At 54.7% G+C, this 17,590-nt stretch carries 17 protein-coding genes; 14 read left to right on the plus strand and 3 right to left on the minus strand.

From position 1 onward, the window contains the following. The first annotated feature begins 191 nt into the window (after positions 1 to 191). From rhaB to rhaM, 5 genes are all read left to right on the plus strand, one after another. Complete coding sequence (gene rhaB, locus SK34_RS22385) at positions 192 to 1,661, plus strand: rhamnulokinase (RefSeq protein WP_048234206.1); 1,470 nt, start codon at positions 192 to 194, stop codon at positions 1,659 to 1,661. Continuing rightward, positions 1,658 to 2,917, plus strand: coding sequence for an L-rhamnose isomerase (gene rhaA, locus SK34_RS22390; protein ID WP_048234207.1), 1,260 nt, complete (start codon positions 1,658 to 1,660; stop codon positions 2,915 to 2,917). The genes rhaB and rhaA overlap by 4 nt, the downstream gene beginning before the upstream one ends. 143 nt (positions 2,918 to 3,060) lie before the next feature. Beyond that, a complete protein-coding gene (rhaD, locus tag SK34_RS22395) occupies positions 3,061 to 3,888 on the plus strand; it encodes a rhamnulose-1-phosphate aldolase (protein WP_044701834.1) in 828 nt (275 codons plus the stop codon). 126 nt (positions 3,889 to 4,014) lie between these two features. Beyond that, entirely contained in the window at positions 4,015 to 5,163 is a 1,149-nt protein-coding gene (gene fucO / locus SK34_RS22400) for a lactaldehyde reductase (protein WP_003847880.1), read from the plus strand. Further along, the gene (gene rhaM / locus SK34_RS22405; protein ID WP_048234209.1) at positions 5,160 to 5,474 is read left to right on the plus strand and encodes an L-rhamnose mutarotase; all 315 of its coding nucleotides are present in this window, start codon (positions 5,160 to 5,162) and stop codon (positions 5,472 to 5,474) included. The genes fucO and rhaM overlap by 4 nt, the downstream gene beginning before the upstream one ends. A gap of 57 nt (positions 5,475 to 5,531) precedes the next feature. On the opposite strand, the gene SK34_RS22410 is transcribed toward rhaM, so the two are convergent. Further along, the gene (locus tag SK34_RS22410; RefSeq protein ID WP_003028726.1) at positions 5,532 to 6,080 is read right to left on the minus strand and encodes a helix-turn-helix domain-containing protein; all 549 of its coding nucleotides are present in this window, start codon (positions 6,078 to 6,080) and stop codon (positions 5,532 to 5,534) included. 101 nt (positions 6,081 to 6,181) lie between these two features. Here SK34_RS22410 and SK34_RS22415 point away from each other — a divergent pair, with 101 nt between their 5' ends. The 6 genes from SK34_RS22415 to SK34_RS22440 all read left to right on the plus strand — a co-directional run bounded on the left by SK34_RS22415 (position 6,182) and on the right by SK34_RS22440 (position 12,054). Further along, on the plus strand, positions 6,182 to 6,841 hold the full coding sequence (locus tag SK34_RS22415; protein WP_016151262.1) for an AzlC family ABC transporter permease: 660 nt from the start codon (positions 6,182 to 6,184) through the stop codon (positions 6,839 to 6,841). Beyond that, positions 6,841 to 7,164, plus strand: a complete 324-nt coding sequence (locus tag SK34_RS22420; RefSeq protein ID WP_048234211.1) for an AzlD domain-containing protein — start codon at positions 6,841 to 6,843, stop codon at positions 7,162 to 7,164. The genes SK34_RS22415 and SK34_RS22420 overlap by 1 nt, the downstream gene beginning before the upstream one ends. A gap of 182 nt (positions 7,165 to 7,346) precedes the next feature. Further along, positions 7,347 to 7,793 carry a PTS fructose transporter subunit IIA gene (locus SK34_RS22425; protein WP_048234213.1) on the plus strand — a complete coding sequence of 149 codons (447 nt, stop codon included), beginning with the start codon at positions 7,347 to 7,349 and terminating at the stop codon, positions 7,791 to 7,793. A gap of 10 nt (positions 7,794 to 7,803) precedes the next feature. Then, entirely contained in the window at positions 7,804 to 9,249 is a 1,446-nt protein-coding gene (locus SK34_RS22430) for a PTS fructose-like transporter subunit IIBC (RefSeq protein WP_048234214.1), read from the plus strand. Continuing rightward, a complete protein-coding gene (locus tag SK34_RS22435) occupies positions 9,239 to 10,309 on the plus strand; it encodes an aminopeptidase (RefSeq protein ID WP_003847889.1) in 1,071 nt (356 codons plus the stop codon). Before SK34_RS22430 ends, SK34_RS22435 begins: the two co-directional genes overlap by 11 nt. Beyond that, a complete protein-coding gene (locus tag SK34_RS22440) occupies positions 10,309 to 12,054 on the plus strand; it encodes a putative frv operon regulatory protein (protein WP_048234215.1) in 1,746 nt (581 codons plus the stop codon). The genes SK34_RS22435 and SK34_RS22440 overlap by 1 nt, the downstream gene beginning before the upstream one ends. 56 nt (positions 12,055 to 12,110) lie before the next feature. Here SK34_RS22440 and SK34_RS22445 read toward each other — a convergent pair whose 3' ends face one another. After that, a complete protein-coding gene (locus SK34_RS22445; protein ID WP_003825262.1) occupies positions 12,111 to 12,323 on the minus strand; it encodes a YdgH/BhsA/McbA family protein in 213 nt (70 codons plus the stop codon). 129 nt (positions 12,324 to 12,452) lie between these two features. On the opposite strand from SK34_RS22445, the gene SK34_RS22450 reads away from it, so the two are divergent. Both SK34_RS22450 and SK34_RS22455 read left to right on the plus strand, forming a co-directional pair. Then, positions 12,453 to 12,974: a Crp/Fnr family transcriptional regulator gene (locus SK34_RS22450; protein WP_048234217.1), complete on the plus strand. Its 522-nt coding sequence runs from the start codon at positions 12,453 to 12,455 to the stop codon at positions 12,972 to 12,974. A gap of 58 nt (positions 12,975 to 13,032) precedes the next feature. Then, positions 13,033 to 13,539: a YgjV family protein gene (locus SK34_RS22455; RefSeq protein ID WP_048234220.1), complete on the plus strand. Its 507-nt coding sequence runs from the start codon at positions 13,033 to 13,035 to the stop codon at positions 13,537 to 13,539. Here the strand turns inward: SK34_RS22455 and fdhD are convergent. Further along, positions 13,506 to 14,342: a formate dehydrogenase accessory sulfurtransferase FdhD gene (fdhD, locus tag SK34_RS22460; RefSeq protein WP_075262656.1), complete on the minus strand. Its 837-nt coding sequence runs from the start codon at positions 14,340 to 14,342 to the stop codon at positions 13,506 to 13,508. The genes SK34_RS22455 and fdhD overlap by 34 nt on opposite strands. 193 nt (positions 14,343 to 14,535) lie before the next feature. On the opposite strand from fdhD, the gene fdnG reads away from it, so the two are divergent. Further along, positions 14,536 to 17,586, plus strand: a complete 3,051-nt coding sequence (fdnG, locus tag SK34_RS22470) for a formate dehydrogenase-N subunit alpha (RefSeq protein WP_101739994.1) — start codon at positions 14,536 to 14,538, stop codon at positions 17,584 to 17,586. Positions 17,587 to 17,590 lie beyond the last annotated feature (4 nt).

A 17,590-nucleotide genomic window follows, 5' to 3' on the forward strand; every position in this document is an offset into this window, starting at 1 on the left:
TGGCGGGAAAGATCGGGAATTGCGGAAGACGTCACATCCGCTAAAACCGACCCTATTAATAGAAATTGTGAACAGCATCACGTTCACCTTTGCCATGTTGCCAGCCGCTAATTGTGGCTGTCACTGTCAAGAAGGTACGCGTTATCTGGGGTTCTTAGACTGAGTGCAATAAAACTCAGAAGGACCTCGCTATGACTTTTCGCCATTGTGTCGCAGTCGATCTCGGCGCATCCAGTGGGCGCGTAATGCTGGCGCGTTACGACAGTGAACACCGCACCCTGACGCTGCGTGAAATCCACCGCTTCGTGAACTGCCTGCAAAAAACAGACGGTTTTGACACCTGGGACATCGACAGCCTGGAAAACGATATTCGTCTTGGCCTGAAAAAAGTCTGCGATGAAGGCATTCGGATAGACAGCATCGGCATTGATACCTGGGGCGTGGATTACGTGCTGATCGATAACGTCGGTCAACGTGTCGGTCTGCCGGTCTCTTACCGTGATAGCCGCACGACCGGCATTATGGCGCAAGCGATGGCGCTGCCGGGTAAAGGTGAAATTTACCGCCGTAGCGGCATTCAGTTTCTGCCCTTTAACACCCTGTATCAGTTGCGTGCGCTGGTTGAACAACAGCCAGAACTGCTCCCGCAGGTGGCCCATGCCCTGCTGATCCCCGACTACTTCAGCTTTCGCCTGACCGGCAAAATGAACTGGGAATACACCAATGCCACCACCACCCAGTTAGTCAATATCAATACCGACGACTGGGATGACACTCTGCTGGCGTGGACCGGAGCAGACAAAGCCTGGTTTGGTCGTCCGACACATCCGGGGAACGTAATTGGTCACTGGATTTGCCCGCAGAAAAATCAAATTCCGGTCGTAGCCGTCGCCAGTCACGACACGGCCAGCGCGGTCATTGCTTCTCCGCTGGCCGACAAAAACAGCGCCTATCTCTCTTCCGGGACCTGGTCGCTGATGGGCTTTGAGAGCAGAACGCCGTATACCAACGATGCGGCACTGGCGGCGAATATCACCAACGAAGGCGGCGCGGAAGGGCGCTACCGTGTCCTGAAAAATATTATGGGGCTGTGGCTGCTCCAGCGCGTATTAAAAGAGCGCCAGATTTCCGATCTGCCAACGCTTATCAGCCAAACGCAAGCACTGCCGGCCTGCCAGTTCCTGATAAACCCGAACGACGATCGCTTTATCAACCCCGACGATATGAGTGCAGAAATTCAGGCAGCATGCCGTGAATCAGGCCAACCCGTACCCCTGCAAAACGCCGAACTGGCGCGCTGTATCTTCGACAGCCTGGCGTTGCTGTACGCCGACATCCTGCAAGAGCTGGCACAACTGCGTGGTGCAGCATTTAGCCAACTGCACATTGTCGGTGGCGGCTGCCAGAACACCTTACTGAACCAGTTGTGCGCGGATGCCTGCGGTATTCGCGTGATGTCCGGGCCAATTGAGGCCTCCACGCTCGGCAATATTGGCATCCAGCTGATGACGCTGGACGAGCTGAACAACGTTGATGAGTTCCGTCAGGTGGTGCGCGCTAACTACGAACTGACCACCTTCATTCCCAATCCTGAAAGTGAAATTGCCCGCTACCAGGCGCAGTTTCAATCACTACGACAGACAAAGGAGCTTTGCGCATGACCACTCAACTTGAACAAGCCTGGGAACTGGCAAAACTGCGTTTCGCCGCGGTAGGCATTGATGTCGAGGCGGCCTTACGCCAGCTCGATCGTCTGCCGATCTCCATGCACTGCTGGCAGGGCGATGATGTCGCCGGTTTCGAAAATCCGGAAGGTTCGCTCACTGGCGGTATTCAGGCTACCGGTAACTATCCGGGTAAAGCGCGTAACGCCACCGAACTGCGGGCCGATCTGGAGCAGGCGCTGAGCCTGATTCCGGGTCCAAAACGTCTGAATTTGCACGCGATCTATCTGGAATCTGATACGCCGGTTGCCCGCGATCAAATCAAACCTGAGCACTTTAAAAACTGGGTGGAGTGGGCGAAAGCGAACCAGTTAGGACTGGATTTCAACCCATCCTGCTTCTCACACCCGCTGAGCGCCGACGGTTTCACGCTGGCCCACGCCGATGACACCATTCGCCAGTTCTGGATCGATCACTGCAAAGCCAGCCGTCGCGTCTCGGCGTATTTTGGCGAGGAGTTGGGTACGCCATCAGTGATGAACATCTGGATCCCGGATGGCATGAAAGACATCACCGTTGATCGTTTAGCGCCGCGCCAGCGTCTGCTGGACGCGTTGGACGAAGTGATCAGCGAGAAACTCGACCCGGCGCACCATATCGATGCCGTCGAAAGCAAGCTGTTTGGCATCGGTGCGGAAAGCTACACCGTGGGCTCTAACGAGTTCTACATGGGTTACGCCACCAGTCGCCAGACGGCGCTGTGTCTGGATGCGGGTCACTTCCATCCGACCGAAGTGATTTCCGACAAAATCTCCGCCGCCATGCTGTACGTGCCGCGCCTGCTGCTGCATGTCAGCCGTCCGGTGCGTTGGGACAGCGATCACGTGGTGCTGCTGGATGATGAAACGCAGGCGATTGCCAGCGAGATCGTGCGCCACAACCTGTTTGACCGCGTACACATCGGCCTCGACTTCTTCGACGCCTCCATTAACCGCATCGCCGCGTGGGTGATCGGTACCCGCAATATGAAAAAAGCCCTGCTGCGCGCGCTGTTAGAACCGACCGAGCAACTGCGCCAGCTCGAAGCCAGCGGCGACTACACCGCACGCCTGGCCCTGCTGGAAGAGCAAAAATCGCTGCCGTGGCAGGCCGTCTGGGAGATGTATTGCCAGCGTCACGACACGCCAGCGGGCAGCCAGTGGCTGGACAGCGTGCGCACTTATGAAAAAGAGATTTTGAGCAAACGTAGCTAACCGTGACACCAGGCTTGTAGGCCGGATAAGACGCCCCGCGTCGCCATCCGGCAATGAATGAAACACGATTGCCGGATGGTGCTTCGCTTATCCGGCCTACGTAAGACCCGATAACGTTCGGGCAATAAACAGGAACACCGAACATGCAAAACATTACTACTTCCTGGTTCGTCCAGGGGATGATCAAAGCCACTTCTGATGCGTGGCTGAAAGGCTGGGACGAGCGTAACGGCGGTAACCTGACGCTGCGTCTTGATGAAGCAGATATCGCGCCATTTAGCGCCGATTTCCACGAAAAACCACGCTATATCGCGCTGAGTCAGCCGATGCCGCTACTGGCGAATACGCCGTTTATCGTCACCGGTTCGGGGAAATTTTTCCGCAACGTCCAGCTCGATCCAGCAGCCAATTTGGGCGTGGTGAAAATCGACAGCGACGGTGCGGGCTACCACATCCTCTGGGGCCTGAATCACGAGGCTGTACCGACCTCTGAACTGCCGGCTCACTTCCTCTCTCACTGCGAACGCATTAAAGCGACGAACGGTAAAGACCGCGTGATCATGCACTGCCATGCCACCAACCTGATCGCTCTGACCTACGTGCTGGAAAACAACACCGCGCTGATTACCCGCAAGCTGTGGGAAGGCAGCACCGAGTGCCTGGTGGTGTTCCCGGATGGCGTTGGCATTCTGCCGTGGATGGTGCCAGGTACAGATGAAATTGGTCAGGCGACCGCCGAGGAAATGCAGAAACACTCGCTGGTACTGTGGCCATTCCACGGCGTGTTCGGCAGTGGACCCACCCTCGACGAAGCGTTCGGTTTGATCGATACCGCAGAGAAATCCGCTGAGGTTCTGGTCAAGATTTACTCGATGGGCGGTATGAAGCAGACCATTACGCGTGAAGAGCTGATCGCACTTGGCAAACGCTTCGGCGTGACGCCGCTGGCCAGCGCCATAGAGCTGTACTGATACCTCCCCACTCAACGCCGGATGCAGCTTCGCCTTATCCGGCCTACATGACGGTGCGCATTTCACCGTAGGCCCGATAAGTGTAGCGCCATCGGGCACCAGGGAATTTTTTTAAGGAGAATAGTGATGAGCTTTATGTTGGCACTGCCAAAAATTAGCCTGCATGGCGCCGGCGCGATTGCCGATATGGCGAACCTCGTGGCGAATAAACAATGGGGCAAAGCGCTGATCGTCACCGATGGTCAACTGGTAAAGCTGGGCCTGCTGGATAGCCTGTTTGCCGCGCTGGATGAACATCAGATGTCTTACCACCTGTTTGATGAGGTGTTTCCAAACCCGACGGAAGAGCTGGTGCAGAAAGGTTTCGCGGCGTATCAGGACGCCAAATGTGACTACATTATTGCCTTCGGTGGCGGTAGCCCGATCGATACCGCTAAAGCGGTGAAGATCCTGACCGCCAACCCCGGCCCTTCTACCGCTTACTCCGGCGTAGGCAAAGTGAAAAATGCAGGTGTACCGCTGGTCGCCATCAATACCACCGCCGGAACGGCAGCAGAGATGACCAGCAACGCGGTCATTATCGACTCTGCCCGTAAGGTCAAAGAGGTGATCATCGACCCGAATATCATCCCGGATATCGCCGTGGATGACGCCAGCGTCATGCTGGACATCCCGGCATCCGTCACCGCCGCAACCGGTATGGACGCCTTAACCCACGCGGTGGAAGCCTATGTTTCCGTTGGTGCGCATCCGCTCACCGACGCTAACGCGCTGGAAGCGATTCGCCTGATCAACCTGTGGCTACCAAAAGCGGTCGACGACGGTCATAATCTCGACGCTCGTGAGCAAATGGCGTTTGGTCAGTATCTGGCGGGGATGGCCTTTAACAGCGCTGGTCTCGGTCTGGTGCATGCGCTGGCGCACCAGCCGGGCGCAACCCATAATCTGCCACACGGCGTCTGCAACGCCATCCTGCTGCCGGTAATCGAAAACTTTAACCGTCCAAACGCCGTGGCGCGCTTTGCCCGCGTGGCGCAGGCGATGGGCGTCGATACCCGTGACATGAGCGATGAAGCGGCAAGTATGGAGGCCATCAACGCGATTCGTGCACTCAGCAAGCGTGTCGGTATTCCTGCGGGCTTTAGTTCACTTGGCGTGACGAAAGAGGATATTGAGGGCTGGCTGGATAAAGCGTTGGCCGATCCGTGTGCGCCGTGCAACCCGCGCACCGCCAGCCGCGACGAGGTCCGCGAGCTGTATCTGGAGGCGTTATGATTCGCAAGGCCTTTATAATGCAGGTGAATGCCGACGCGCACGTTGAGTACCAGCGTCGTCATAACCCCATCTGGCCAGAACTGGAAACAGTGCTGAAAGCACACGGCGCCCATCACTACGCGATTTATCTCGATCAGACGCGCAATCTGCTGTTCGCCACCGTTGAGATTGAGTCCGAAGAACGCTGGAATGCCGTTGCCAGCACCGACGTTTGCCAACGTTGGTGGAAGCATATGCGCGACGTAATGCCGACCAACCCAGACAACAGTCCGGTCAGCGCAGAGCTAAAAGAAGTGTTTTATTTGCAGTAGTCTTGTAGGCCGGATATGGCGCAAACGCGCCGCATCCGGCACAACGCAACATAACAGCTAGTTCTGCTCAGAAACCAGAATCGCCTGGGTGTCAGGCTCCAGCGCTTTAAAGATATGCGCCTGGTCAGCGGGGTAACAAATATAGTCGCCCTCGCCTAACTCCTCCGGTGCTTCCGTCAATCCCACCATCGCCTTACCCTGCGTCACGATGATGTGTTCAACCGATCCCGGCGGATGCGGCTGTGAAATCCGATCCGCACCCGGCTGCGTCAGCAGCAGATAGATATCCCGCCGTGCCCCCGGTGGGCAGGCGGCCAGTAAAATGGCCTGATAGTGGGCCTGCTCAGCCACAACTTTTGTTCCTTCGCCGCGGCGAATCACCTGCGTTTTTTGTTCCTGCGGCTCCAGCAGGCGCGCAAAGGGAATATCCAACGCCACACACAGCGACCAGAGCGTTTCCAGGCTAGGATTGCCATTGCCCGCTTCCAATTGCGAGAGTGTCGATTTTGCAATCCCTGCGCGACGGGCAATCTCTGCCAATGACAAGCCGGTGCGCTGACGTTCACGCACCAGGCTTTTCGCGATCATACTGATGGGCTGGGTCATTCACGACTCCGTGTTCTTTATATCGAACGAATCGTTCGACTTGTAATATTAACTGGTCGCGTTCATTATAATGGAAATTCGTTCGATATGGCTAAAATGGTATGAAACATTATTTTTCCAGTCTCAAAGGCGACACAATAAAAGCAATATTTTTAGTCTGTCTGGCTGTCGGCGTAGTCGGCATGTCATACGGCTCGCTGGCAATGGCCTACGGCTTCCCGCTGTGGGTACCGTTTGTGCTCTCTATTACCGTGCTGGCGGGTGCATCCGAGTTTATGTTTATCGGCATCGTCGCCAGCGGCGGTAACCCACTGGCGGCTGCGGCTGCCGGTTTACTGGTCAACGCACGACACGTCCCGTTTGGCGTCACGGTGCGCGATCTTGTGGGCTCCCGGGCTGCGAGTTTCCTCGGCTGTCATATCATGAACGACGAAAGCGTAGTATTCGGCCTGTCGCAAAAAACACCCGAACAACGTAAAGCAGCCTATTGGCTGTGCGGTCTGGGCGTCGCTATTTTCTGGCCTGTTGGCACATTGATCGGCGCGGGCGTCGGCAAACTGCTCCCCGCCCCGGAAACCATCGGTCTGGATGCCGTCTTCCCTGCAATTTTATTGGCCTTAGTGGTTCCGGCCTTTAAAAACCGCACCACGCTGATTCGCGCCTGCAGCGGTGCCGGGTTGTCGCTTGCCGCCATCCCCTTTGCGCCGGTCGGTTTACCGGTTTTGCTCTCACTGTTTGGCTTACTGACGAGGAAAAAATAATGGGCAACATGACGCTGTTTATCGTCGGTATCGCCATCTTATCTCTGGGAACCTATTTAATGCGTTTAGGCGGAGCGAAGCTTGGGGGTCGTTTAGCGTTCTCGGAACGCTCGCAGGCGCTGCTTTCCGACGCCGCAACGGTATTACTGTTCTCCGTTGCGCTGGCGACCACCTTTTACGAAGGCGAACACTTTGCCGGTATGGCGCGGGTTCTTGGGGTTGGCTTCGCGGTATTTCTCGCCTGGCGCAAGCTGCCGCTAATCGTGGTGATCGTTGCCGCCGCGGTGGTGACCGCATTGTTAAGGATGGCGGGAATACACTAAAAAAATAATTACCCTGGCGAAATATTCATCAGGGTAATCGCCTGTAGCGTTGTGTGTTTTACCCCACAAAACCACGCGCTAACTCGGCCCCAAATTGTCATTCCACGCTGACATATTGCCGCTCATCTCTTCGCCATCTCGCCGTTAGAATCAAATCAAATAGTTTTAACAGAGCCCCCCACATGACAACCCTTACAGTTAACTGCATTGACCTGAATATTCAGGGGAATAGCGTGTATGCCATCCTCAAGCAACTGGCAGATATGGCGTTTCAGAATGGCTATGTCTCCGATCGCAGCATTTTCCTGCAAACGCTATTGCTGCGCGAAAAGCTGCATTCCACCGGCTTTGGCTCGGGTATTGCCGTCCCGCACGGTAAGAGCGCCTGCATCAGGCAGCCCTTTGTGTTGTTCGCGCGCAAGTCAGAAAACGTGGACTGGAAAGCCAGCGACGGCGAGGACGTCAACTGCTGGATCTGCCTCGGCGTGCCGCAAACCGGCGAGGACGATCAGGTCAAAATCATCGGCACCCTGTGCCGCAAAATCATTCATCAGGATTTCATCGATCAACTGAAGCAAGGTGACGCCAGCCAGGTGCTCGCCCTGCTTAATCAGACCTTAACCTCATAAGGACGCGGCTATGGAGTCATCCTTACGTTTAGTGGCGATCACCAACTGTCCGGCGGGGATCGCCCACACTTATATGGTGGCAGAGGCGCTGGAGCAAAAAGCGTGCTCGCTCGGCCACACGATTAAAGTCGAAACCCAGGGCTCAAGCGGCGTCGAAAACCGCCTGAGCAATGAAGAGATTGCCGCTGCCGATTATGTCATTCTGGCCACCGGTCGCGGTCTGAGCGGCGAAGACCGGGCACGTTTTGCCGGGAAAAAAGTCTATGAAATCGCCATTTCCCAGGCGCTAAAAAATATCGACCTGATTTTTACGCAGTTACCGACGCATTCCCAACTTTTCGCCGCCGATAGCAGCGTGAAACTGGGAAAACAGGAGGTCCAGCACGGTAGCGTAATGAGCCACCTGATGGCGGGCGTTTCCGCCGCGCTGCCGTTTGTTATCGGCGGCGGTGTTCTGGTCGCCATCGCCAATATGCTGGTGCAGTTCGGTTTGCCCTACACCGATATGTCGAAAGGCGCGCCGTCGTTCACCTGGATTGTTGAATCGATCGGCTATCTGGGCTTTACCTTTATGATCCCGATTATGGGGGCATATATTGCCTGGTCGATTGCCGATAAACCCGCTTTTGCCCCAGCATTTCTGGTGTGTTATCTGGCGAACGATAAAGGCCTGCTGGGTACGCAGTCCGGCGCAGGATTTCTCGGCGCGGTCGTACTCGGGCTGGCAATTGGCTACTTTGTCCTTTGGTTTCGCAAGGTTCGCCTCGGCAAAGCGCTACAGCCACTGCTTGGTTCTATGCTGATCCCGTTTGTCACTTTACTGGTGTTCGGCGTACTGACTTACTACGTCATCGGCCCGGTGATGTCCGACATTATGGGCGGTCTTCTGCACTTCCTGAATACCATTCCGCCGTCTATGAAAATGGGCGCGGCTTTCCTCGTTGGCGCGATGCTGGCGTTTGATATGGGCGGGCCAATCAACAAAACCGCCTGGTTCTTTTGCTTCTCGCTGCTGGAGAAGCATATCTATGACTGGTACGCCATCGTCGGGGTGGTAGCCCTGATGCCGCCCGTCGCGGCGGGCATTGCCACCTATATCGCACCAAAACTGTTTACCCAACAGGAAAAAGCCGCCGCCAGCAGTGCGATTGTCGTCGGCGCCACCGTCGCCACCGAGCCGGCCATCCCCTACGCACTGGCCGCGCCGCTGCCGATGATTACCGCCAATACGCTCTCCGGTGGCGTTACCGGCATGCTGGTTATCGCCTTTGGAATCAAACGCCTCGCGCCGGGTTTAGGTATCTTTGATCCGCTGATTGGCCTGATGTCTCCGGCGGGATCATTTTACCTGGTGCTGGCTATCGGTCTGGCACTGAACATTTCGTTAATTATTATCCTGAAAGGGTTGTGGCTGAAACGTAAAGCCGCGCAGCAGGAGCTTGCCCATGAACATTGAGTTACTTCAGCAGTTATGCGAAGCCAGCGCCGTCAGCGGCGATGAACAGGAAGTTCGTACTCTTCTCATTAACGCGTTGGAATCCAGCGTCGATGAAATCACCTTCGACGGCCTCGGTAGCTTTGTCGCCCGCAAAGGCAACCGCGGGCCGAAGGTGGCGGTTGTCGGCCATATGGATGAAGTCGGCTTTATGGTCACGCATATCGACGAGAGCGGATTTTTGCGCTTCACCACCATTGGTGGTTGGTGGAGCCAGTCGATGCTGAACCACCGGGTCACCATTCGCACACGCAAGGGATTTAAAATCCCTGGTATTATCGGCTCCGTCGCTCCGCACGCGTTGACGGAAAAGCAGAAACAGCAGCCGCTGACCTTTGACGAGATGTTTATCGATATTGGCGCTAACAGCCACGAAGAAGTAGAAAAATACGGGATTGCGATCGGTGACTTCATTAGCCCGGAAGCCAATTTCGCTCGCTGGGGCGAAGATAAGATCGTCGGTAAAGCGTTGGATAACCGCGTCGGCTGCGCGCTGATGGCTGAGCTGTTACAAACCGTCGATAACCCTGACATTACCCTGTACGGCGTGGGCAGCGTGGAAGAAGAGGTCGGGCTACGCGGAGCGCAAACCTCGGCCGAGCATATCAAGCCCGACGTGGTGATAGTGCTGGATACCGCAGTTGCGGGCGATGTGCCCGGAATCGACGCCATCAAATACCCGCTCAAGCTTGGCGATGGCCCTGGCCTGATGCTGTTCGATAAGCGCTATTTTCCCAATCAACAGCTGGTCGCCGCGTTAAAAGCGTGTGCCAAAAACAGCGATGCGCCTTTGCAGTTCTGCACCATGAAAACCGGGGCGACGGACGGCGGACGCTATAACGTTATGGGAGGGGGTCGTCCGGTGGCGGCACTCTGCCTGCCGACACGCTATCTCCACGCCAACAGCGGCATGATTTCCGCAGCAGATTACGACGCGCTGTTTACGCTGGTGCGCGAGCTGCTGAGCTCGCTGACGGCAGAAAAAGTGAAATCCTTCACCGACTTTCTCCAGGTGAATTAATGTTATCGGAACGCCAGTTAAAAATTGTGGATATTCTTGAACAGCAGCCGTGTCCGTTGGGCGAGCTGGCGCGACAAACTGGCGTTTCGAGTCGAACCATCCTGCGCGATATTGATTACCTCAATTTTACCCTCAGCGGTAAGGCTCGTATTCAGCCTGGCGGCAACGCGGGTTATCAACTGGATATCGTCGACAGACGCGGTTATTTTCAGCTTCTGCAACGCCATGATAATGATGACCGGTTGCTGGCCTTTCTTCTGCTTAATACCTTTACACCCCGCGTACAGCTGGCTTCAGCACTCAATTTACCTGAAACCTGGGTGGCAGAACGTCTCCCGCGTTTGAAACAGCGCTATGAGCGCGCCTTTTGTCTTGCCAGCCGCCCGGGCGTCGGTCATTTCATTGATGAACCAGAAGAAAAACGCATAATCCTGCTGGCAAATCTGCTTAAAAAAGATCCACTCTTAATTCCACTGCCAGGTATTACCCGAGACAACATCGACAGGCTCAACACTGCATGTGAAAAACTTGATGAATTCCCGTTCATCTCGGGAGAGTACCTGGCAAGTCTGGTGCTGGCAGTCTACGCCCTGCGTAATCAGCTCACCGGATCGTGGCCGGAGTGTCGGTATATATCACTGAAAAATGCGGTGGAACAAGGAGGAGTCTACCTGGGCGAAAACGCTTTCAGAACCCTGATCGGTCTTCTGGAAATCAGGCAACGTCAGGCAATGACCATCTCGGCCGATGCGGTGACCTGCTTGTTAAAAAGCGTTCCCGGCATTGCCGCGTTGAACGTTATCGATGCCCAACTGGTTGAAAATATTACTGGCCACCTGTTGAGATGCGTCTCTGCCCCGGTTTGGGTACCGGAGCATCGCCAGAGCAGTATGCATAACCTGAAGTCTACCTGGCCTGCCGCTTTCGATTTGAGTTTGCGTTTTATCGCCCTGTTGCGCGAAAAACTGGATATCCCGTTGTTCGATAGCGATCTCATCGGGCTTTACTTCGCCTGTGCGCTGGAGCGGCATCAAAACGAGCGTCAGCCGGTCATTTTATTATCCGACCAGAATGCTATCGCCACCATCAACCAACAGGCTATTGAGCGGGATGTCCTGAATTGTCGGGTGATCATTGCGCGAAATACAAGTGAAGTCAGCGCCATCAGCGAAGAAGTCACCCCGCTGTTAATCGTCAACAATAGTCACTATCTGCTTGATGAATCTCTAAAAAACACCTTAACCATCAAGAATATTATCACCGCAGCGGGTACCGAGCAGATCAAACACTTCCTTGCGACGGCCTTTATCCGCCAGCAGCCCGAACGTTTCTTTTTACAGCAGGGCTGCTTCCATTACGCCAATATGAAGGCCGAAAGCTGGCAGAGCATCATCGGTCGGATCTGCGGCCAGCTTGTGGCCCAGGGCCATATCACTGAGGACGAAGCGCTACGCATTTGCGCCCGGGAGCATGAAGGTGAAAACTTGATAGTGAACCGCCTGGCGATTCCTCATTGCTGGAGCGAACAGGAGCGTCGTTTCCGCGGTTTCTTTATCACCCTCGCACAGCCCATTTTGGTGAATAACGAACCCGTCAGTCATGTCCTGATCGCCTGTGCCGCCGCCGAGGCGCGGCATGAACTAAAAATCTTCAGTTATTTATCCAGCGTACTGAGCAGCCATCAGGCTGATACTATTGCGGGATTGACCGGATATGAAGCGTTTATTGCATTGCTCAGGCAGTAAATATCCGAAATGAAAAAAGCGCCTCAAGGGCGCTCTTTCGACAGTACTGAGGTATCTTATTTCAGCAGTTCAGCAGTCATGTGCACGCGGTTACCGGTGTAAGCCTGAGTGATTTTATAATCGCTGGCGCCTGCACGTTCAGCCTGGGCGGCAATTTTTGCTTCAGCACTTTCCAGCGTAGAACCGGTTGCAGTAACTGTCTGAGCAGCGAAAGAACCGAAAGAAGTAGCCAGAGCGATAACTGCGACAAAAGTTTTGATGCTTTTCATGATATAAACCCTTTAACTTAGTTGTTTGAGTAAGGCACCGTGCCTTGATGTGATAAATAATAGCCCTCACATCGCACAACTAAAAGCGGAAGGATTTGCCAGTCTTATTCAAATTATTTGAGAGATAAAGTGTCACGTAATCAGGAATCACAATGGCTTGCTGGCAGCCGTAGAAAAACGCAACCGGCAGGTAGTTGGTTACTTCGTCAAGGTGAACCACAAAGTAAAATTCATCTTTTGCATCATGGTGTTGCTCGTGCGGTTTATCACGCGGACAACGGCATTGAAAGGGTTAAAGAATTCTACTTTGCCGGAGAATACTGCTTTCTGTACCTGAACTGGCTAACTAACACGCCTGCCGATTACAGTCTGCAAATGATCGCCGCTGGAGAAACCACTGAAATCCCCTTGGCGTTGCTGAATGCACCGGAAAATCAGGAGATTAAGACCCAGCTACTGGTCCAGCAATTGATCTACAAAGAGAAAAAAGAGCAAATGCTGCTGCTCAATACCCCAGAGCAACGCTACCAGTACGTACAAACACACTTCCCGGACTGGGAGTCGCAGCTCACTCAGCGCGATCTCGCCAACTATATCGGCATTACCCCCGTTAGCCTGTCCCGTATTCGCCAGCGTCTTAACAAAGGTTAACGCCTTACGTTGATGCGTCGATTATTGTCCCGTCACTCTTTAATCGATGGCGACCACAATGAACGCATTTCTTCTCTCTCAGATGCTGGCTGGCATCAGCTTCTTACTGGATATTTCCGCTTTTCATTTTCAACGCCGGGCTATCACTTTAACGCTGCTCACCGGCTCTACTTCCCTGTTAGCTATCCATTTCTATCTTTTGGATCAACACGCTGCGGCTGGGCTAATGATCATTGCCGCTTGCCGCTATGCGACGGCCATCATCACGTTTCACCGCTGGGTGATGTGGGGATATATGCTGGGATCGCTGCTGTGTAGCATTGATCTTTGGCAAAATCTGTCGAGTATTTTGTCGCTGATGGGAAGCCTGTTGATGACTTTTGCGTCGTTTCAAAAACGCAGCGGAAAATTACGGGGATACACATTGTGCGGAAGCCTGTGTTGGCTACTGAACAATGTGATTGTTGGCTCGCCGGTTGCCGTAATCATGGAACTAGCATTTTCAGGCAGTATTCTGGCCGCCTGGTGGCGTCACCGCGCGACCAGACGCTGTGGATGCGTATAAATCGTCGCCCTGCCCGGTTTGCAAAAACCCACCAGCGTCAGGTTACAGCGCTCGGCAACTTCTACCGCCAGCGTTGTCGCCGCAGACACAGCAAACAGAATCTCCACGCCGCACATCGCCGACTTCTGCACCATCTCGTAGCTGGCGCGGCTGGAGACTAATACCGCGCCCTGTTGCCAGGTTTCCCCTTCGATTGCGCGTCGCCCCAGCAGTTTATCCAGCGCAACATGACGCCCAACATCTTCATGCCCGCCCGCCAGATGACCTGACGGCTGTACCCAGGCAGCCGCGTGTGTGCAGCCTGTCAGTTGCCCCACGGGTTGAAAATTATTGAGATGGCGTAAAGCGTGATCGAGATTCGCCAGATCGAATGTCTGGGTAAACGGCAGCGGCTGGACTGGCTTGCCAATGTCATTGAGCTGCTCCACGCCACAAACGCCGCAACCGGTGCGACCGGCCAGCGCGCGACGACGCTCCTTCAGCCCCATAAATCGACGACTGGACAGCTCAACCTGCACTTCTAATCCGTTACAGGAAGGAACCACTTCCATTGCGTAGATATCCTGTGGGCGCTCAATAATGCCTTCAGAAAGTGAAAAGCCCATCGCAAAGTGCTCAAGATCTTTCGGTGACGCCATCATTACCACGTGCGAAATCCCGTTGTAAACCAGCGCAACCGGTACTTCTTCAGCGACGACATCCGGCTGAGGATGTTGCAAATCCTCGCGTTTCCAGAGGGTCAACTGGCGCGATCCTGTCAAAGTCGTCACATTTTTGATGTTTTCTCGAATAATCTTATTCACTTTCTTTTAACCATATTGGAACACGCATACCAACATTGTGGTATTCTTTACAAACCCCTCCTGGACGGAGGGAAATTCACCCAATTCTGGACCTTTGCGGTCCCGTCCGCAAAGAAAAATAACAACCACTTCCCTCACGCTCGAGTAACGGAAAAGTGAAGGGAACGTGACAATGTCGAAAAAGGAGCAAACCATGCAGGTCAGCAGAAGGCAGTTCTTTAAGATCTGCGCTGGCGGTATGGCAGGCACCACGGCAGCGGCACTGGGTTTTGCACCCGGCGTAGCGCTCGCGGAAACACGGCAATATAAACTGCTGCGTACCCGCGAAACCCGTAACACCTGCACTTACTGTTCCGTTGGCTGTGGACTGTTAATGTACAGTCTCGGTGACGGAGCAAAAAACGCCAAAGCATCCATCTTCCATATCGAAGGGGACCCGGATCACCCGGTGAACCGTGGCGCGTTGTGCCCGAAAGGGGCAGGACTTGTGGACTTCATCCACTCCGAAAGTCGCCTGAAATTCCCGGAATACCGCGCACCAGGCTCTGATAAGTGGCAACAGATTAGCTGGGATGAGGCATTTGACCGCATCGCTAAGCTGATGAAAGAAGACCGCGACGCAAACTACGTTGCACAAAACGCCGAAGGCGTAACCGTTAACCGTTGGCTTTCCACTGGGATGCTGTGTGCTTCCGCTTCCAGTAACGAAACCGGCTATTTAACGCAAAAATTCTCCCGCGCGCTCGGTATGCTCGCGGTCGACAACCAGGCACGCGTCTGACACGGACCAACGGTAGCAAGTCTTGCTCCAACATTTGGTCGCGGTGCGATGACCAACCACTGGGTCGACATTAAAAACGCCAACCTCGTTGTGGTGATGGGCGGTAACGCCGCTGAAGCCCACCCGGTCGGATTCCGCTGGGCGATGGAAGCTAAAATTCACAACGGCGCGAAGCTGATTGTGATCGATCCGCGCTTTACGCGAACCGCAGCGGTGGCTGATTTCTATGCGCCGATTCGTTCCGGTACTGACATTGCTTTCCTGTCAGGCGTCTTGCTGTACCTGCTGAACAACGAAAAATTCAACCGCGAATACACTGAAGCCTATACCAACGCCAGCCTTATCGTGCGTGAGGATTACGGTTTCGAAGATGGCCTGTTCACTGGCTACGACGCGGACAAACGCAAGTATGACAAAACCAGCTGGAACTACGAGCTGGATGAACAAGGCTTCGCCAAACGCGATGTCACCCTGCAACACCCGCGCTGCGTGTGGAACCTGCTGAAACAGCACGTCTCCCGCTATACGCCGGACGTTGTAGAAAATATCTGCGGTACGCCAAAGGCTGACTTCCTGAAGGTCTGTGAGTACATCGCAGAAACCAGTGCCAAAGATAAAACCGCGTCGTTCCTGTACGCCCTTGGCTGGACACAACACTCCGTAGGTGCGCAGAACATCCGTACCATGGCGATGATCCAGTTGCTGCTTGGCAACATGGGGATGGCCGGCGGCGGTGTTAACGCCCTGCGCGGCCACTCCAACATTCAGGGTCTGACCGACTTAGGCCTGCTGTCACAAAGCCTGCCTGGCTATATGACGCTGCCGAGCGAAAAACAGACTGACCTGCAAACCTACCTTGCCGCCAACACGCCAAAACCGTTGCTGGAAGGTCAGGTGAACTACTGGGGTAACTACCCGAAATTCTTCGTTTCGATGATGAAAGCCTTCTTTGGCGATAAAGCGACAGCGGAAAACAGCTGGGGCTTCGACTTGCTGCCGAAGTGGGATAAAGGGTACGACGTGCTGCAGTACTTCGAGATGATGAACCAGGGCAAAGTGAATGGCTATATCTGCCAGGGCTTTAACCCGGTCGCGTCATTCCCGAATAAAAACAAGGTCGTGGCTTCACTGTCCAAACTGAAATTCCTGGTCACCATTGACCCACTCAACACCGAAACGTCTACCTTCTGGCAGAACCACGGTGAGTCGAACGATGTTGACCCGTCGAAAATCCAGACCGAAGTATTCCGTCTGCCGTCCACCTGCTTCGCCGAAGAGAACGGTTCTATCGTTAACTCCGGTCGCTGGCTGCAGTGGCACTGGAAAGGCGCGGATGCCCCGGGGATTGCCGTTACCGATGGTGAAATCCTCGCCGGTATCTTCCTGCGCATGCGCAAGATGTATGCCGAGCAGGGTGGCGCGAACCCGGAACAGGTGCTGAGCATGACCTGGAACTACTCCACACCACACGAACCGGCTTCGGAAGAAGTGGCGATGGAGAGCAACGGTAAAGCGCTGGCCGACATTACCGACCCGGCAACAGGTGCAGTCATCGTCAAGAAAGGCCAACAGCTTAGCTCGTTCGCCCAACTGCGTGACGATGGCACCACTTCCAGCGGCTGCTGGATTTTTGCCGGTAGCTGGACGCCGGAAGGCAACCAGATGGCACGTCGTGATAACGCCGACCCATCAGGCCTTGGCAACACGCTGGGCTGGGCATGGGCGTGGCCGCTTAACCGACGCATTCTGTATAACCGCGCTTCCGCTGATCCGCAGGGGAATCCGTGGGATCCAAAACGTCAGATCCTGAAATGGGATGGAGCGAAATGGAGCGGGATGGATATTCCGGACTACAGCGCCGCCGCACCTGGCAGCAACGTTGGGCCGTTCATCATGCAGCCGGAAGGGATGGGACGCCTGTTTGCTATCGATAAGATGGCGGAAGGTCCGTTCCCGGAACACTACGAGCCGTTTGAAACGCCGCTGGGGACTAACCCGCTGCACCCGAACGTCATCTCTAACCCTGCCGCGCGCATCTTTAAAGGTGACGCGGAAGCACTGGGTAAAGCAGATAAATTCCCGTACGTCGGTACGACCTATCGTCTGACCGAGCACTTCCACTACTGGACCAAGCATGCGCTGCTCAATGCCATCGCACAGCCGGAACAGTTTGTGGAAATTGGCGAGAAGCTGGCGAATAAGCTCGGTATCTCTCATGGCGATACCGTCAAAGTCTCCTCTAACCGCGGCTACATTAAAGCCAAAGCAGTGGTGACTAAACGTATTCGCACGCTGAAGGCCAACGGTCAGGATATCGACACCATCGGTATTCCGATTCACTGGGGCTACGAAGGTGTGGCGAAAAAAGGCTTTATCGCTAACACGTTAACGCCATTCGTCGGTGATGCGAACACGCAGACGCCGGAATTTAAGTCCTTCCTCGTGAACGTGGAAAAGGTGTAACGGA

The organism is Citrobacter sp. MGH104, assembly GCF_001034485.1.
GTDB classification, from domain to species: Bacteria; Pseudomonadota; Gammaproteobacteria; order Enterobacterales; family Enterobacteriaceae; genus Citrobacter; species Citrobacter freundii.

Bases quoted from the DNA above. Each gene is read 5' to 3' on its own strand.
- rhaB (WP_048234206.1), top strand. From the start codon at position 192: ATGACTTTTCGCCATTGTGTCGCAGTCGATCTCGGCGCATCCAGTGGG.
- rhaA (WP_048234207.1), top strand. From the start codon at position 1,658: ATGACCACTCAACTTGAACAAGCCTGGGAACTGGCAAAACTGCGTTTC.
- rhaD (WP_044701834.1), top strand. From the start codon at position 3,061: ATGCAAAACATTACTACTTCCTGGTTCGTCCAGGGGATGATCAAAGCC.
- fucO (WP_003847880.1), top strand. From the start codon at position 4,015: ATGAGCTTTATGTTGGCACTGCCAAAAATTAGCCTGCATGGCGCCGGC.
- rhaM (WP_048234209.1), top strand. From the start codon at position 5,160: ATGATTCGCAAGGCCTTTATAATGCAGGTGAATGCCGACGCGCACGTT.
- SK34_RS22410 (WP_003028726.1), bottom strand. From the start codon at position 6,080: ATGACCCAGCCCATCAGTATGATCGCGAAAAGCCTGGTGCGTGAACGT.
- SK34_RS22415 (WP_016151262.1), top strand. From the start codon at position 6,182: ATGAAACATTATTTTTCCAGTCTCAAAGGCGACACAATAAAAGCAATA.
- SK34_RS22420 (WP_048234211.1), top strand. From the start codon at position 6,841: ATGGGCAACATGACGCTGTTTATCGTCGGTATCGCCATCTTATCTCTG.
- SK34_RS22425 (WP_048234213.1), top strand. From the start codon at position 7,347: ATGACAACCCTTACAGTTAACTGCATTGACCTGAATATTCAGGGGAAT.
- SK34_RS22430 (WP_048234214.1), top strand. From the start codon at position 7,804: ATGGAGTCATCCTTACGTTTAGTGGCGATCACCAACTGTCCGGCGGGG.
- SK34_RS22435 (WP_003847889.1), top strand. From the start codon at position 9,239: ATGAACATTGAGTTACTTCAGCAGTTATGCGAAGCCAGCGCCGTCAGC.
- SK34_RS22440 (WP_048234215.1), top strand. From the start codon at position 10,309: ATGTTATCGGAACGCCAGTTAAAAATTGTGGATATTCTTGAACAGCAG.
- SK34_RS22445 (WP_003825262.1), bottom strand. From the start codon at position 12,323: ATGAAAAGCATCAAAACTTTTGTCGCAGTTATCGCTCTGGCTACTTCT.
- SK34_RS22455 (WP_048234220.1), top strand. From the start codon at position 13,033: ATGAACGCATTTCTTCTCTCTCAGATGCTGGCTGGCATCAGCTTCTTA.